This is a genomic window from Streptomyces sp. NRRL B-24085, from assembly GCF_001282115.1.
In the GTDB taxonomy this organism is placed as follows: Bacteria; Actinomycetota; Actinomycetes; order Streptomycetales; family Streptomycetaceae; genus Streptomyces.
In genome coordinates, this window is sequence record NZ_LJBR01000061.1 from 1 (window position 1) to 15,372 (window position 15,372).

The 15,372-nt window shown below is 73.7% G+C and carries 9 protein-coding genes; 1 reads left to right on the forward strand and 8 read right to left on the reverse strand.

The features are described 5' to 3' along the window. The 8 genes from AOJ26_RS09155 to AOJ26_RS09190 all read right to left on the reverse strand — a co-directional run. The coding region (locus AOJ26_RS09155) for a serine/threonine-protein kinase (RefSeq protein ID WP_053847711.1) at positions 1-881 on the reverse strand (881 nt) is incomplete at its 3' end. A gap of 46 nt (positions 882-927) precedes the next feature. Then, positions 928-1,752 (reverse strand): DUF3710 domain-containing protein, encoded by an 825-nt coding sequence (locus AOJ26_RS09160; protein ID WP_143663621.1) that lies wholly within the window; start codon positions 1,750-1,752, stop codon positions 928-930. 118 nt (positions 1,753-1,870) lie between these two features. Next, a complete protein-coding gene (locus AOJ26_RS09165; protein WP_053847713.1) occupies positions 1,871-3,556 on the reverse strand; it encodes a LamG domain-containing protein in 1,686 nt (561 codons plus the stop codon). Between the two features lie 94 nt (positions 3,557-3,650). Then, a complete protein-coding gene (locus AOJ26_RS09170) occupies positions 3,651-5,222 on the reverse strand; it encodes a serine/threonine-protein kinase (protein WP_053847714.1) in 1,572 nt (523 codons plus the stop codon). Positions 5,223-5,296: 74 nt separating this feature from the next. Continuing rightward, positions 5,297-6,880, reverse strand: a complete 1,584-nt coding sequence (locus AOJ26_RS09175) for a serine/threonine-protein kinase (protein ID WP_053847715.1) — start codon at positions 6,878-6,880, stop codon at positions 5,297-5,299. 58 nt (positions 6,881-6,938) lie between these two features. After that, positions 6,939-8,663, reverse strand: coding sequence for a serine/threonine-protein kinase (locus tag AOJ26_RS09180; RefSeq protein ID WP_053847716.1), 1,725 nt, complete (start codon positions 8,661-8,663; stop codon positions 6,939-6,941). A 152-nt stretch (positions 8,664-8,815) separates the two neighbouring features. After that, complete coding sequence (locus AOJ26_RS09185; RefSeq protein ID WP_199828840.1) at positions 8,816-11,614, reverse strand: protein kinase; 2,799 nt, start codon at positions 11,612-11,614, stop codon at positions 8,816-8,818. A gap of 174 nt (positions 11,615-11,788) precedes the next feature. Next, the gene (locus AOJ26_RS09190; RefSeq protein WP_053847718.1) at positions 11,789-13,930 is read right to left on the reverse strand and encodes a serine/threonine-protein kinase; all 2,142 of its coding nucleotides are present in this window, start codon (positions 13,928-13,930) and stop codon (positions 11,789-11,791) included. A gap of 365 nt (positions 13,931-14,295) precedes the next feature. Here AOJ26_RS09190 and AOJ26_RS09195 point away from each other — a divergent pair, with 365 nt between their 5' ends. Next, on the forward strand, positions 14,296-15,342 hold the full coding sequence (locus AOJ26_RS09195) for a serine hydrolase domain-containing protein (protein ID WP_053847719.1): 1,047 nt from the start codon (positions 14,296-14,298) through the stop codon (positions 15,340-15,342). The last annotated feature ends 30 nt before the right edge of the window (positions 15,343-15,372 follow it).

The following is a 15,372-nucleotide window of genomic DNA, read 5'->3' on the forward strand; positions in this document are numbered from 1 at the left end:
ACCTCCGGGGCCGGGGGCGAAGAGGGCGCCTGCGGGGTCGCGGTCGCCCCCGTCCGTACGGTGCGAAGCGAGGCGGGCGTCTCCGCGGCCCACGCCGGCGCCTTCGTCCCGGCGACCTGGGCCAGCACCTCGGCGGCCTCCTCCGCCGTCGGCCGGGCCTCCGGCTCGGGGGCGAGGAGCCCCTCCAGAAGAGAGCCGAGGGGACCGGCGGCCAGGGGACCGGAATCGAGGAGACCGGTCGCGTCGCCCGCCACGGCCGAGCGCAGCAGCGCACCCAGCGACCACAGGTCGGAGGCGGGCCCCGCGCCCCGCCCCGAGCCGCACTCCGGCGCGACGAACCCGACGGCGGCCTCCCCGGCGTCACCCCGCCCGGCGGCGCCGATGCCGAAGTCCGTCACGACGACCCGCTCGCCGTCGGCTCCGAGGAGCACGTTGGACGGCTTGAGGTCCCGGTGGACGATGCCGACGCGGTGCGCGGCGTGCAGCGCGCCGAGGACGGCGAGCCCGATCCGGGCGGCCTCGGCGTCGGCCAGCGGCCCCCGCCCGGCGAGAGCGGCCTCCAGTGACTCGCCCTCCACCAACTCCATGACGATCCAGGGCAGTTCGTCCTCAAGGAGTACGTCGTGGATGGTGACGGCCGCCGGATGGTCGACCTGTGCCGCGGCCCGCGCCTCGTGCGGCAGCCGGTGCACGGCCCGCCGCCGCTCCTCGTCCTGCGGATCCCCGGTCAAGCGGGGCTCCTTGACGGCGACGTACCGCTCGTCCTGCTCGTCCCGGGCCCGCCACACCGTGCCGCCCGGGCCGGCCCCGACCCGCTCGACGAGCCGGTACCGCCCACCGATCAGACGTCCGTCGGGCGGGAGTTCGCCGTCTTCACTCATGGCACATGAGTACCGTGCGCGTCATGCCCTTGTCTAAGCGGCAAGCTCAAGCACCGGACTCCGGCCGGCGCAGCCGGATGAGGGAGCCGGTGCTCCGGGGTTCGGCGGGCATCCGGACGACGGTCCCCTGGAAGGTGGCGTAGGGCCACTCCTCGGTGCTGCCGGGTTCCGCGCCGGCGCCCGTCACGATGCCGCGCAGGATCCATCCCGGCCCGTCGTGGCCCAGCACCCGCGCGGTCTGACGGTCCTTGCCGGGAGGTCCCTGGATCCGCACGACGGACTGGAGTTCGCGACCCGCCGGACCGACGTGTTCCTCCGCGGAACCGCCCCCTCGGCGGAACGCACGGGCCAGATCCTCCCGAACGGTCGCCCAGCAGGTGTCTCCGAGCGCGCGGAACGCCTGGAGCTGGATCGCGGTCCGGCCGCGGAAGAGGGTGACGCCGACGAGGGAGCGTTGGTCCCCCCGCAACGACATGAGCTCGGTCTTCAGCCCGGGCTCCGTCGGCACCAACAGACCACCGAGATCGACCAGTTCGACATCGCGGGGCCGACGGTCGTCGCTCTCGTCCCACGGCCCGACGGCGAGGCAGCTCTCCTCCGCGGCCTCCAGCAGGGCCTCCACCTCTTCCTCGGCCAGCGACTCCTCGACGATCACGGAGACCAGCACCTCCAGCAGCCGGTCGAGGGTGATCAGGTCGCGCCGTGAGGTCTCCGGAGCGGCCGTGGCGTCCCCGAGCAGGGTCCTGAGCATCAACCCCGCGTTTTCCGCGTCCAGCCCGGGCACCGGACGGCTGAGATCGTCCCGGCCGTCCTCCTCACGAAGTGAGCCGGTACTGGATGACAACGGCACGCGCCGCACTGCTTGCGTCACCCATGTCGTCACCTTCTGAATATCTGGGTCAGTACTGAACGCGCCCCGTGTCGCCATGGCCGAGCGGGACCGGCCGGGCGGCGGTCAGGGAGAGCCGTCGCCAGGCCAGGAACCTCTCTCAGACGTCGATGCCGCCCCCTCGCAGTGCCCCGAGCTGGTCGCCGGTGACCACACCGGCGAAGGTGTGCAGGTCGTCGACCTCGCCCGCGAGGTAGTCGGTGCCACCGTCCGCGGCGAGAGCGCGGCCGACCTGAAGGTCACCGGCGGGTGCCCAGGTGTCGAGCCCCGTCACACTCGCTGTGTCGGCGGCGTAGGCATCGCCGGTGTACAGCCGCAGTTGATCGGTGCTCTCGTCGTAGACCACCGCCAGGCTCTGGTCGCCCGCGGGCACGGTCAGGTCGAGCGGCGCGCTGACCGTCGTGGTCGGCGCGCCGGCCCGGTCCTCGTGAGCCACCACGGCCTGCCAGGTTCGCGAGGCGGCGTCATAGCGCAGGGTGAACAGGTCGGTGTGCTCACCCGGCTGGGACAGCACGGTCATGTCACGGGCGGGGTTGTCCTCAGTCAGCCGGACATGCACGGCCACGGAGAAGCCCGCGTCGGTCGGGGTGAGCGCGGTCGGCGTGGTGGCGTAATCACCGTCGCCGTCGAGCAGCAGGTCGCCGTCGCCCACCATCGGGTAGGTCACCGGTGTGCAGTCGGGGTTCCAGGGGCAGTCGTCCGTGGCTGCGTAGATCGAGGCGTCGCCTACCAGGGTCAGCGGCGCACCGCCCGCGTACGCCGGGCTCTTCCCGTCGGTCGCCGACTCCAGGTCCCAGTAGCCGAGACGCTGGGTTCTGCGAGTCGCCGCCGCGGTGATCTCGCCCGGCACGAACACGCGGTCCCAGACGTTCACATCGGTGAGCAGTCCGTTCCAGTGGCCGCCGTCGCCGTCCGCGCCCAGCCGCAGCGCGCCGGTGCCGCCCGGGGCGACAGCACCTACGACCGTGCTCACGGGCACCCCGTCGACATACAGGCTCGCCGTCTTCTGCTCGGCGTCGTAGACACCGGTGAGGTGCGCCCACTCGCCCTCCTCCGGGACGCCGCCTGTCACGCGGATCGTGTCGCCACCGTCAGGGTTGGGGAGTTCGAAGAGGTAGGCCGAGGCACCGACCGTGCCCAGCGAGAACCCCGAGTGGCTGACGGCGGTCGTGGACTCGTCGAGGTGGTTCGGGCGCACCCAGGCGTCGACCGAGAAGGTCCGGGAGAGGTCCGCCGAGGTGTCGAGGCTCGCGTACGCCCCGTCCGTCCCGTCGAAAGAGGCTGCCGAGGCCACGGCAGTGCCGGAGGGCCCCGGGGCGCCAAGGCCGACACCGGGGCCGCTGACCGCGCCGGACTGGCTGTCGGGGTCCCAGTGGGTGAGGGCCGCACGCCCCTCCTGGACCAGGATGTGGTGGATGGTCCTGGCGCTGACGTGGCCCGTGGAGTCGACCGCCTCGACCTGGAGGTAGGTGGGCCCCACCCTCTCCGGCATCCAGCCCAACGAGACAGCCGCGCCGGGCTCGGGCGCCCTGAGGATCCGCGTCGTACTTCCGAGCCCTGTGTAGCGGTACTCCACCACATCGTCAGACGCCGAATCGATCATGAACGTTCCGTAATGGCCGACGCCGTCATGCCAGTTGTCGTCGTCCGGGTACTCCGCCGACGTGACGACGGGAGCAGCGGGCGCCTCGTCGTCCGCGGCCGCAGCCACGCCCCCTGCCCCGCCGACGGCGAGCAGGGCGGCAGCGCCTGCCGTCACCGCACGCTTCCACACGTACTGTCCCACGATCCCTCCCCAAGATCGGGCCCCGTTGGCCCCAGAGGAGAATGACCTTAACTTCCGCCACTGACAACGGAATTGCCGCGCGAGCGCACCGCCGTCAGAGCCGATCCACCCCCAGATTCGCGATGGCCGTCCGCGCCACCTCCCGCCCCCTCTCCGTGAAGTCCCCCTTGCCCGGATAGCTGACGGTGAGCTTGTACATGTCGCCGGTGGTGGTCCGGTAGTAGAAGATCTGGAGTTCGCGCGGGCGGGGGTGCTGGCTGTCGGTGGTGGTGTAGGTGACGGTGTTCTTGGCGGCCTTGCGGCCCTGGTACGTCTGGTCCTCGGGCCGGGTCGTCGCGGTGTCCGGCATGCTGAGGTCGTACTCGCCGCTCTCCTTGAACCTGCTGTCGTCGTCGTACATCTCGGCCGCCGCGGAGCCCGCGATGTTGTTCGCGGTGTCCTCTGCCCTGCGCTCCAGGCGCAGGTCGATCCAGATGCCGCCGCTGTGGTCGGTGTACGTGATCCAGTGAGTCTTGTCCGTCTTCCGGTCGGGCGTGGTGGGCTGGTAGTCCTCCGGCACCGCGAGCGTCGCGGCCACGTCCTTGGTGTGCTTCTTCGTCCAGTCGTCCGGCAGCGGCCCCGCGAAGGGGTCCGCGATCACCAGGTACGCCGCCGCCGCGGCCGCGACGACCGCCGCGCCGAGCCCGATCCACGCCCTGCGGCCCAGCCGGAGCCCGCCTGCCGCCGGCACCTCCACGGTCCGCACGATCTGGGTGGGCTCCGGGACGGGCGGGTGGGCGGTGGCCTCCAGGAGCGCCCTGACCTGCGCGGCGTTCGGGCGGCGCGCCGGGTCCTTCTGGAGGAGGCCGTTGATGGCGTCGGCGAGCGGACCGTGCGCGGCGGCGGGCGGTGCGGGCGTGGCGTTGAGGACGGACTGGAGGGTCGCGGGCGTGTTGCTGCGGCGGAACGGCGAGACGCCCTCCGTCGCCGCGTACAGGACCACGCCGAGGGACCACAGGTCGGAGGCGGGACCGGGACGCTGGCCCAGCACGCGCTCGGGGGCGATGAACTCGGGTGAGCCGACGAAGCCGCCGGTGTCGGTCAGACTGGTCTCGCCCTCGATCTGGGCGATGCCGAAGTCGGTGAGGACGACCCGGTCGTGCCGGCCGAGCAGGACGTTGTCCGGTTTCACATCCCTGTGCAGGATGCCGGCCGCGTGCGCGGCCTCCAGCGCCCCGAGCACCTCAAGGCCGATTTTCGCCGCTTCCCGCGCCCCGAGCGTGCCCTCCTGCAACGCGTCACCCAGGGAACGGCCCTGCACCAGCTCCATCACGATCCACGGACGGCCGTCCACGACCGCCACGTCGTGCACGTTCACGACGGCGGGGTGGTCGAGCCGGGCGGCGGCCCGGGCCTCCCGCCGCATCCGCTCGAAGGCGTTGCCCCGTTCGCGTTCGGGAAGATGATCCGGGACGCGGGGTTCCTTGACGGCCACCTCACGGTCCACCGTCTCGTCCTTGGCCCGCCACACCGTGCCCATGCCACCGTGCCCGAGCTTGGCGAGCAGCCGGTAGCGGCCCGCGATGAGCCGGCCGACCCCCGGCTCCGACTGACGGGGCCTGGGAGGTTGCAGTACATAACTCGTCGTCTCGTCGGACTCGTGGCCGACTCCCCCGCTGCTGCTCATGGTTCATCCATATCGCGCCAGGCACGCGGGCATCCAGAGGTGACGCGTTCCGGTCACACACCCGTGACGTATCCCTACCGCGTCGTGAACGTGTCGACGGCCACGTCGAAGTGCTCCCTGGCCTCCTGCGCCTTCCCGACCGGCGCCGACACCCAGACGTCGTACAGCCGTCCGTTCTCCTCCCAGCACACGTCGTAGGTGTGCCGGGCGCCCTCGGCCGCGCTGAAGCCGTCCCAGGTGAACTCCCAGAAGGCGGCGGGGTGTCCGCGGTGCGTGACCGGGACGACCCGCCCGTCGCGGTAGCCGGGGTTGGCCTCTGGCCCCTTGGCGGCCGCGCGCCGCATCACGCCCAGCGGGCCCCCGGGTTGCGGGTCGGTGACCTTGACGCCGAGCCGGAAGGTGTCCCCGGACGACAGGTAGAAGACCCGCTCCCCCTGCGGCTCGCGCCTGAATCCGTCGGGTACGGCGAGCGCGTACCCGGCGGGGTCCTCGACGGCGTGGTACCCGGAGGGGGCGGCGGGCAGGGTCCCGGTGGGCGTGGGCAACGCCGTCCCGGTGGTGCCGCTCGCGGGCGCCCCGGGCGCCGAACTGACCGTGGCCGTACGGCCGTCGCGCCCGCCCCGGTCCAGCAGCAGCACCGCCGCCGACACGCCCGCCCCCACCAGCACGGCGGCCAGCAGCGCCACCGCGAGCACGCCCCGCCTCGACCGCGCCGGCGCCCTGAGCCCGGAGCTCGTCGACCGCTCCGGCGCCGGGGACCGTCGTAGCGGGAGGTCCCGCTGGGTCGGTGTGCGGGCCCGTTCCGACACCGAGCGCGGAGGCGTGCGGCCCGTCTCCAGGTAGGTCCGCAGCATGCGCTCGGCCGCCACCGCGTCCAGCCGCCGTTCGGGATCCCGCTCCAGCAGGCCCCGTACGACCGGAAGGAGGGGCGCGGCCTGCGCGGGCGGCCGGATCTCGTCGATGACGACGGCGTGCAGGATGCCGCCCAACGAGTCGCGGCGGAACGGCGATTCGCCGCTCAGGGCCGTGCACAGCAGTGCGCCCAGGGACCACAGGTCGGCCTCCGGGCCGGTGCCGGCCCCGGACATCCGCTCGGGCGCGGTGTACTCGGGCGAGCCGACGAAGGAGCCGGTCTCGGTGAGGGTGGTGGCGCCCGCGACCTGGGCGATGCCGAAGTCGGTGAGGACGACCCGCCCGGTGCCGGACTCGACGAGGACGTTGGCGGGCTTGATGTCCCGGTGCAGCACCCCGGCGGCGTGGGCGGCGCGCAGGGCGCTCAGCAGGTCTGCGCCGATCCGCGCGGCCTCGGCGGCGTCGACCGGGCCGTGCGCGGAGATCCGGTCGGCGAGGGAGCCGCCGTCGATCAACTCCATGACGATGTACGGCCGTTCGTCCTGCTCGACGACGTCGTGGACCACCACGATGTGCGGGTGGCTCAGCCGCGCGACGGCGCCGGCCTCGCGCAGGGTGCGGTCCCGCTGGAGCCGGGCGTCCTCGGCGGAGAGCGTCTCGTCGAGGGGGATCTCCTTGACGGCGACCTGCCGGCCAAGCAGTTGGTCGGTCGCCCGCCACACCACGCCCATGCCGCCGCGCCCGATCCTCGCCTCCAGGCGGTAACGGCCCGCGATCACACGGAAGGTGTCCCCCTCGGTCCCCATGCGCCCCATCATGCCGCAGCGGACGGATGCCCTCCGGGGCGGTGACCGGCCAACTCCGTCAGGCGCTCGACTCCCTCCAGTTCTGGAGCACCTTCGTGAACTGCTTGCTGGTGGTCGGCCAGCTCTCGGCGGGCGCCGACATGTAGATCGCGTACTCGACGCCGTCCCGGGACATGTATGTCTCCTCCACGGCCCGGCGCGGGCCGGGGAAGGCGATGTCCTTGGCCAGCGCGGTCCAGGTGTACTCCCACCGGGCGCCCGGGCGGTCCCGGTAGGTGTTCTCGGCCATGCTCACCCGGTGGTAGTCCTTGAGCCCGTCGATCTGCTGCTCCAGGTCGAGCTGGTGCTCGTAGGGGTCGCTGAAGTCCGGTGAGGTGTCGACGGCGATCCGGATGAAGTGCTTGCCCTGGTCCGGCGAGTAGTCGATCTGGGTCAGCCCGTGGGCGGGGGTCCCGAAGACCGAGCGCTCCCAGCCCTCGGGGAGGTACACGCTGAAGCCCACGGGGTCGTCGTACCGCTTCCAGCCGTCGTCCGCCCGCTTGCTCGGGGTGGGGCTCGGGGAGACGTCCGACGAACCGCCGGTCTCCCTCCCCTGGTCCCAGGTCTGCAGCGCGACCACGGTCCCGGCGCTGACGACCGCGGCGAGCGCGACCACGAGCGCGAAGGAACGCAGCCGGCGGCGCCTGGGCGGGCCGGCCGGGGCGGCGCCGGTGTGCTGCGGGCCCCCGACGACGGTGGGCCCGTGGGCGTACGGGCCGCCCGAGTGGTACGCCGGACCCGGACCCGAGGCGTACGACGGCCCGGTGGCCGACGGGTACGACGTACCGCTGACCGGTGTGCCCGCGGTCGGTGCGCCGAGCCCAGGATGCGACCCGCTGGGGGACCCACCGTGGGCACCACTGTGCGTCCCCGACTCGTATTGCGGGCCCACATGTTGCGTCGGCACATACGCCTGGGCCGCGCTCGGCCGCCGCCCCTCCGCCGCCTCGGCGAGCATCTGCTCGGCCTCGGCCGCGTCGGGCCGCACGGCGGGGTCCTTGTGCAGCAGGGCGGCGATGACGGGCCCGAGCGGACCGGCGTGGCGCGGCTCGGCGGGTTCCTCGTCGACGACGGCCTGCATGGTGGTCAGCGGGGTCGTACGGCGGAACGGCGACCGTCCCTCCACCGCCGTGTACAGCGTGGCACCGAGCGCCCACAGGTCCGCGGACGGGCCGGGATCGGCGCCGCGGACCCGCTCGGGGGCGAGGTAGTCGACCGAGCCGACGACCTCTCCGGTACGGGTGATGGTGGTGTCGCCCTCGATCTGGGCGATCCCGAAGTCGGTGAGCAGGACCCGGCGGTCCCGCGCGAGGAGGACGTTGCCGGGTTTCACATCCCGGTGCAGGACGCCGGCGGAGTGCGCGGCGCGCAGGGCCCGCAGCACCCACAGCCCGATCCGGGCCGCCTCCCGCGCCTCGATGCGGCCGTCCTCCTTGACGGCGTCGGCCAGCGAGCGGCCCTCGACCAGCTCCATCACGATCCAGGGCCGGTTGTCGTGGTCGAGCACGTCGTGCACGGTGACGACGGCCGAGTGGTTGATCCGGGCGGCCGCGCGTGCCTCGGCGCGGGTGCGGGCGAGCAGTACGGCCTGGTCGCTCTCGGAAACGTAGAGCGCCGCGGTCAGCTCCTTGATCGCCACGGCCCGGTGCAGCACCTCGTCGTGGGCGCGCCAGACGCGGCCCATGCCGCCCTTGCCTATCGGGTCGGCGAGCCGGTAGCGCCCCGCGAGGAGCAGGCCCTGCATCTGATTCACGTTTCCCCGCAATGCTCTTGACCCAGTCAGACTAAGGACCGGCCCGCGCCGAGGGGAACCAGGGGGGCGTCAAGGAGACCTCACTGTGACGGTTGTCGCTTCCGCGAAGCAGGAGTGAACCCGGGCCGCCTGAACGGCGTCCGTCAGCCCGTCACCTGGTACGTGGCCGACGCCTGCTCGTACAGCCGGGTCACCTCGTCCCGCTCCGCCTCCGGCCCGCGCACCTGCACCACGTGGTACTTCTGGCCGATCAGGATCGCCAGGTTGCGCACGTACAGCTCGCGCCCGTCGTCGCCGGTCCAGGTGAACTGTCCCTCGGCCATGCTCCTGGAGCCCACCTGGATCGACTTGAGCCCGGTGGCGGTGGCCCAGCTCGAGTCGCGGTACGGCTGGAGCTCGGGTTCCTTCTCCCGCTGGTAGACCATCGGATCCCCGCCGTCGGCGGCCGAGGTGTCCCGCCCGGGTACGACGATCAGCTCGAAGTTGCCCTGGGAGTACACCACTTGGCCGCGGCCGTTGCGCGGACTGCGGTCCCAGCCGTTGGCCACGGCGACCGCGAAGCCCTCGGCGTCCTTGCGCAGGGTGAAGCCGTCGGCGACCTCGGGCCCGGCGGTCTGCGTCTCGGCGGCACCGCTGGACTCGGACGCCCGGGGGCTCGTCTGCTCGGGCCGCGGTTCACCGCTGGGCTCCGGGGACTGCTCGGGACCGGCCTGGCTGGTGGCACCCGTGCGCTCGGCGGCGCCCTCGTCGCGGCCCGCCTTCGGCATGAAGTACATGGCGTACGCGATCGCCGCGGCCATCACCAGCAGGATGAGCAGCAGCAGATTGCGGCCGAGGCGACGCGGTGAGGGCGCGGCCTCCCCCCGGGCCCGCTTGTGCCGGCCGTGCGTCGCGGGCAGCCCGGCACGCCGCCTGCGCACCAACTCGCCCCGGCGGCGCACGATCGGCAGCCGGCTCGCGTCCACGGGCGGGGCGGCGACGACATGGGCGCCGGCCTCCGGCTCGGGCGCGGACCGCACCAGTGAGCGCAGCCAGCCGCGCAGTTCCTCGAACTCCAGCCGCTCGGTGGGGTCCTGCCGCAGCAGCGACTCCACGACCGGCCGCAGCGGTCCGCACTCCTCCGCGAAGGCGGGCGGCTCGGCGCACACCAACTGCACCAGCTCGGCGGTCGACTCCTCGGGATAGGGCGCATGCCCCTGGACCGCCCGGAACAGCAACGCCCCGAGGGCCCACAGGTCGGTCGCGGGCCCGATGGGCGCGGCGAGCTGCCAGTTCTCGTGCACCGGCCCGGCCTGCTCCGGTGCCCACCGCTCGGTGACGGGCCCCACCACGGCCATCCGGGCCTGCCGTGCCCGCTCGGCGGCCAGCGCGGTGGCGGGCCCGCGACGGGCGGGGGCGTCACTCGGCGGGAGGTCCTCCCAGCGGGCGGGCGCGGGCACCTGATCGGCGGGGGGCACGGCGTCGAGGGCGGGAACCGCGTCCACGGGCGCCGCACCCGCACCGCGCGGCACGGCCCCGTGCCACGGGGTGGGGCGCACGCCGTAGGGATCGGCGATCCGCCCGGGCACCCCGGCACCCGGCGCCTGCTCGACACCGTCCCCCGTCGGATACGGGGGCTGCGCAGGACCGTCGGCCGAGGGATACGGCGACTGCGGCACCCCGCTCCCCGCCGGATACCGCGGCTGCTCCAGCCCGTGGCCCGTCGGATACGGCGGCTGCGCCAGGCCGTTGGGCGGTACGGCGGGGGCGGTGCCCCGCGTGCGTGCGGCGGGGTCGTCCTCGGGTGCCGGGCGGGCTCCGGGCAGGGCGGCCCTGCCGTTCTGCGCCTCCTGGACCCGGGCCGCGGCCCGTGCGCCCGCGCGGTACGCGGCGATCGCCCCGGCCCGCGCCGCGCGGACGTCCGTACCGCCGTCGGGTTCCCTGCGGACGAGCTCGGCCGACGCCCCGGTCCCGGTGACCGCCTCCACGCCGGCGCCGGGCAGCCCACGGGCCTCCCGCGCCTCGATCGCGGCCCGCCGGGCAGCCTCGGGGTCACCGCCACCGAAGCTGACCGCACCGACCGGACCCGGTCCGGTGCTCCGGGCGCCCGGTCCGAAGGCCGCACCGGTGCCGCCGTTCCCGGCAGCCGTACGAGCGCCGGCCGCACCGCCGGGCAGCCCGGAGCCGCCGGCCCGGCCCGCGGAGCCGAGCCCGCCGGCCGGGCCCGTCGACTGCCCGGGGACCGGACGTGCACCGGGTGCCCCGCGTCCGTCGGCCCCGCCGCCCGGACGATCCTGCGCCCCGGCCCCGAACTCCCCGTCCGCGGCGCCCCATTCACCCGCCTCGGCCGGCACCGGGTCGTAGCCGCACAGTGCCTCCTCGGCCGCGCCGACCGCGAGGCCGGTCAGCATGACCCGGCCGTCGTCGCAGACCAGCACGGTGCGGGCGGTGATGTTGCGGTGCACCCAGCCGTGCGCGTGCAGCACTCGCAGGGCCATGAGCACGTCCGAGGCGACCTCGGCCGCCCGGTACGGCGTCAGCGGCTTCTCGGCGAGCAGTGCCGCCAACGGCCGCGCGGCCACCAACTCGCTGACGATCCACAGCGAACCGCCCTCGGCGAACACGTCGAAGACCTGGTCGAGGCGCGGATGGTCCGGGATCCGGGCGGCGGCCTGCGCGGCCTCGACGGCCCGCCGCACGGCGGGTTCGGTGGGCCGGCGCGCACCACGGCGTCCCGGTGTCCGCCGCGCGCCCTGCGGTTCCCGGGCCGTGAACCCGTCGGGCAGCCCCTCCGCGTCGAGCACCTCGGCCTCGACGACCTCGGGCAACGGGACCTGCCTGACGAGGACTTCCTGTCCGCTGTAGGTGTCGAAGGCGCGGGTCTCGGTGAGTTCGTACTCGTCGGACGGGGGCAACGGCAGGCGGTAGCGGTCGGCGAGCACCCGACCCGCATAGTCGTCCACGTTGCCTCCCCCGGCCGCCCGGTTGGTCAATTCCGTTCGCCTAGTGGCCCGTTCCGCACCCGAACCCGGCTGCGGACGGTCCACGAACACTCACGATACGTGCCGGAGGCAACCCGCAAAGAGGGGATTCCATATCTCAGGGCCCAAACACATGACCGTTTACCGCACGGCGCTTCACGACTTCGGTTCGAAGGTGCGAGTGAGTGTCTGCCATGTGTCCTTGCGCAGTTCAGTGCCCCAGTTCGCGGCTTTCGCGGTGTACATCAGCCCATATCCGAGATGGTCGTTGACGACGAATCCCCGGTCGACGGACCGGTACTTCGTCCCGCTCTCCACATAGGTGAACTCCCAGTCGGCCGTGTTCCAGCCCCGGTAGTCCACCTCCGCTATTCGGATCCTGGTGTACTGCGAGCGGCGCATGCCCTGCTCCTGGTTCTCCCAGTCCGCCACCGGGTCACCCTTGGGCGCGCTGGTCCAGCCGACGAGCAGCTTCTGCCCGTCGGGCCCGGTGAACCGGTCGCCCGCGGAGCTGCTCGTCTGGAACTTCCACCCCGCGGGCAGCCCGATCGAATACCCCTGGCTCCCCTGGTGCGTCGAGGCCACCGCGCCCTCGCCGGAGGAGTTCCCCGAGCCGGAGGACCCCTCCGAACTCCGGCCGCTCTCCTCCGTGCTCGGCGTGTTCGAGGACCCCGCGCCCGGCTCCTGCGAAGCGGACCCGGTCGTGGACCCGTCGGTACGGGTGCCCCCGCTCTTGTCCTCCTTGGTGCCGGCGCTGCCGCTCGCGCTCGCCGTCGCCTTGGTGCCGCCCTTGGCCCCGTCACTGCCGTCGCCCCCGTCGAGCGTGAGGGCCAGCACGACACCAATGACCGCGAGCGCCAGGACCACCGCGATGATCACCAGCGTCCGCTTCGGCACCACGTCGGTCAGCGGCGCCCGGGGCACCGGCCTCGGCGCCAGGTCCGGCGGCGGCGTCATCACCGGCCACCCCGAACTCCGCCCGCCCGAGGCCGCGTCGGTCTGCCGGGTCTTCCCGTCCCGGACCCCGGCCGACCCGCTCGTAGCCGACTCCGCAGCCGGCGCCGAGGCCGCCCCCGACGCCGACGGCACGCTCGCGGTGCCCTTGCCCTGGGACGCGGTGGTCGCGGAGGAGGCCGGCGAGGCCGAGGCGGCCGGGGAGGCCGGAGTCGCCGAAGGCTCGGAACCCGGGGCGGGCACCTTCCCGCCACCCGAACCCGCTTCGCCCTGACCCGTCGCGCCCGAACCCGTCGCGCCCGAACCCGCCGTACCGCTGCCGGACTTGGCCCGGGACGCGGCCGCGGACGTCGCCGCCGCCCCGGCGGCCTTGCGCATGGAACGCAGCGCCCCGCGCAGCTTCTCCGCGCCCGCACGCTCCTGCGGCTGGGCCGGCAACGGCACCACCCGGGTCGCGTCGCCCGCCGGCTCCGGCTCGGCCTTCTTCGGGTCGGGCCCGTGGATCACCGCGGTGAGCATGGCCCGCGCGCGGCTGTCGTCGAGCCGCTGGGCGGGGTCCTTGGTGAGCAGGCCGTAGATGACGTCCTTGAGCGGACCCGCGTTCTTCGGCTCCTCCAGCGGCTCGGTCATCACCGCGGTGAGCGTCGCGATCGCGGAACCCTTGTCGTACGGCGGGGCGCCCTCGACCGCCGCGTACAGCAGCCCGCCGAGCGACCACAGGTCGGCCGCGGGGCCCGGCTTGTGCCCGCGGGCCCGCTCCGGCGAGATGTAGGAGGGCGCGCCGACGAGCATGCCGGTGGAGGTGATCGACGGGTCGCCCTCGACCTGGGCGATGCCGAAGTCGGTCAGCACCACCCGGCCGTCCTCGGAGATCAGCACGTTGGACGGCTTCACGTCCCGGTGCAGGATGCCCTCGCGGTGCGCGGACCTGAGCACGTCCAGGATCGCGAGGCCCACCTCCGCTGCGCGCTTGGGCTCCAGCAGCCCGTCCTCACGGATGACCTCGGCGAGCGACTTGCCCTCGACGAGCTCCATCACGATCCACGGCCGGTCGTCCTCGTCGACCACGTCGTACACGGTCACCGCGCTGGTGTTGCGGATCCGCGCGATGGCCTTGGCCTCCCGCAGCGTGCGCGTGATCAGCCGGCGCTTCTCGTCCTCGTCGATGCTGGACGGGAACCGGAGTTCCTTGACGGCCACCGTCCTGCCCAGGGTCTCGTCCTCGGCGCGCCACACCGTGCCCATGCCTCCGCGGCCGAGCACTCCTCCCAGCCGGTACCGCCCGGCGAGGAGACGCTCGCTCTCGTCCTGCCGGGATGCTCCCGCCCGCTCCGCGTCCGACATGCGTCCCCTCATGAACCCGCCCTGACAGAGCCTCCATTGTCCCTCACCCGACAAGTGCCCGACGCCTCAGGGTGCCCCTCACTTCGCCTCGCCCGCGGCGCGGCCCGGCGAGGCCGGCACACAGGTCCCGCCGGCCCACGGTCCCCCTCGACGCACAGTTCCCGCCCGCTCACAGCTTCCGCACCTCCCTCAGCCACCGACCGTCCTCCGCCCCCCTTCCGCCCACGGCCCCCGCGAGCCTCTCGACGCCACCGGCACGCGGCCTCCGTCACCACCGCACGCACCCTCCACAGATCCGCCTCACAGCCGGGTGCCGTCGCGGCTCCGCGGCCCTGCATGATGGCCCTGACAAGGGAGGACCCGCTATGCCGCCGCTTCGGGCGCTACTGGCGCTGCCGGTCTCCCTGGCCCTGCTCGCCCTGGCACCGGCTGCCTCCCCGGCTCCCGCGGCGACCCCGCCCACGGACGCGCTGCTGCCGCTGCTGGTCGCGCGGGGCGGTGCTCCCGCCGCGGCCCTCCTCGCCCGGGAGCGCGGCGGGACCCGCTACGCCGAGGCGGGCCCGGGAATCGCCCGCGCCGACCACTTCCGCGCCGGCAGCGTCACCAAGACCTTCATCGCGACGGTCGTCCTCCAACTGGCCGCGGAACACCGGCTGAAGCTGTCCGACACGGTGGAGCAGCACCTGCCCGGCCTGGTGCGCGGAACGGGCAACGACGGCCGCGCGCTGACCCTGCGCGCCCTGCTCACCCACACCAGCGGCCTGCGCGACTTCACCACCGACACCCGGGGCCTGATCCCCCTCACTCCCGTCCAGGCCGTCCGTGTCGCGCTCACCCACCCTCCGGCCGACCGCGGCCGCTACTCCTACTCGAACACCAACTACGTCGTGCTCGGCATGGTGATCCAGCAGGTCACCGGCGACTCCTACGCCACCGAGGCCGAACGGCGGATCATCGCCCCGCTGCGTCTGACGGGCACCTCCTTCCCCGGTTCGCGCACCTCCCTCCCCTCCCCGCACGGCCGTGCCTACACCGCCGCCGGGTCCGACGTCACCGCGCTCGACCCGCGGGTGGCCGGAGCCGCGGGCGAGCTGGTGAGCACCCTCGCCGACCTGGACCGCTTCTACGCGGCCCTGCTCGGGGGCCGGCTGCTGTCCCCGTACTGGCTGCACGAGATGACGGACACCCGCACCGCACACGGCCGGTACGGCATGGGGCTGTTCCCGGTACGGCTGCCGTGCGGCACGACGGTGTGGGGGCACAACGGCCGCATCACCGGCAGCTACGTGCGCACCGCGGCCACGGTCGGCGGCCGTCGCGTCCTCACCTTCCGCGTGAACACGACGGCGGTGGCGGACCCCGACCTCGAACCGGCCCTGCTCGCCGCCGAGTTCTGCCCCCGCACCTCGTAGAACGACCGGGTTCCGAACGGAGATCCCGGC

Bases quoted from the DNA above. Each gene is read 5' to 3' on its own strand.
- AOJ26_RS09170 (WP_053847714.1), bottom strand. From the start codon at position 5,222: ATGAGCAGCAGCGGGGGAGTCGGCCACGAGTCCGACGAGACGACGAGT.
- AOJ26_RS09195 (WP_053847719.1), top strand. From the start codon at position 14,296: ATGCCGCCGCTTCGGGCGCTACTGGCGCTGCCGGTCTCCCTGGCCCTG.
- AOJ26_RS09190 (WP_053847718.1), bottom strand. From the start codon at position 13,930: ATGTCGGACGCGGAGCGGGCGGGAGCATCCCGGCAGGACGAGAGCGAG.
- AOJ26_RS09175 (WP_053847715.1), bottom strand. From the start codon at position 6,880: ATGGGGACCGAGGGGGACACCTTCCGTGTGATCGCGGGCCGTTACCGC.
- AOJ26_RS09180 (WP_053847716.1), bottom strand. From the start codon at position 8,663: ATGCAGGGCCTGCTCCTCGCGGGGCGCTACCGGCTCGCCGACCCGATA.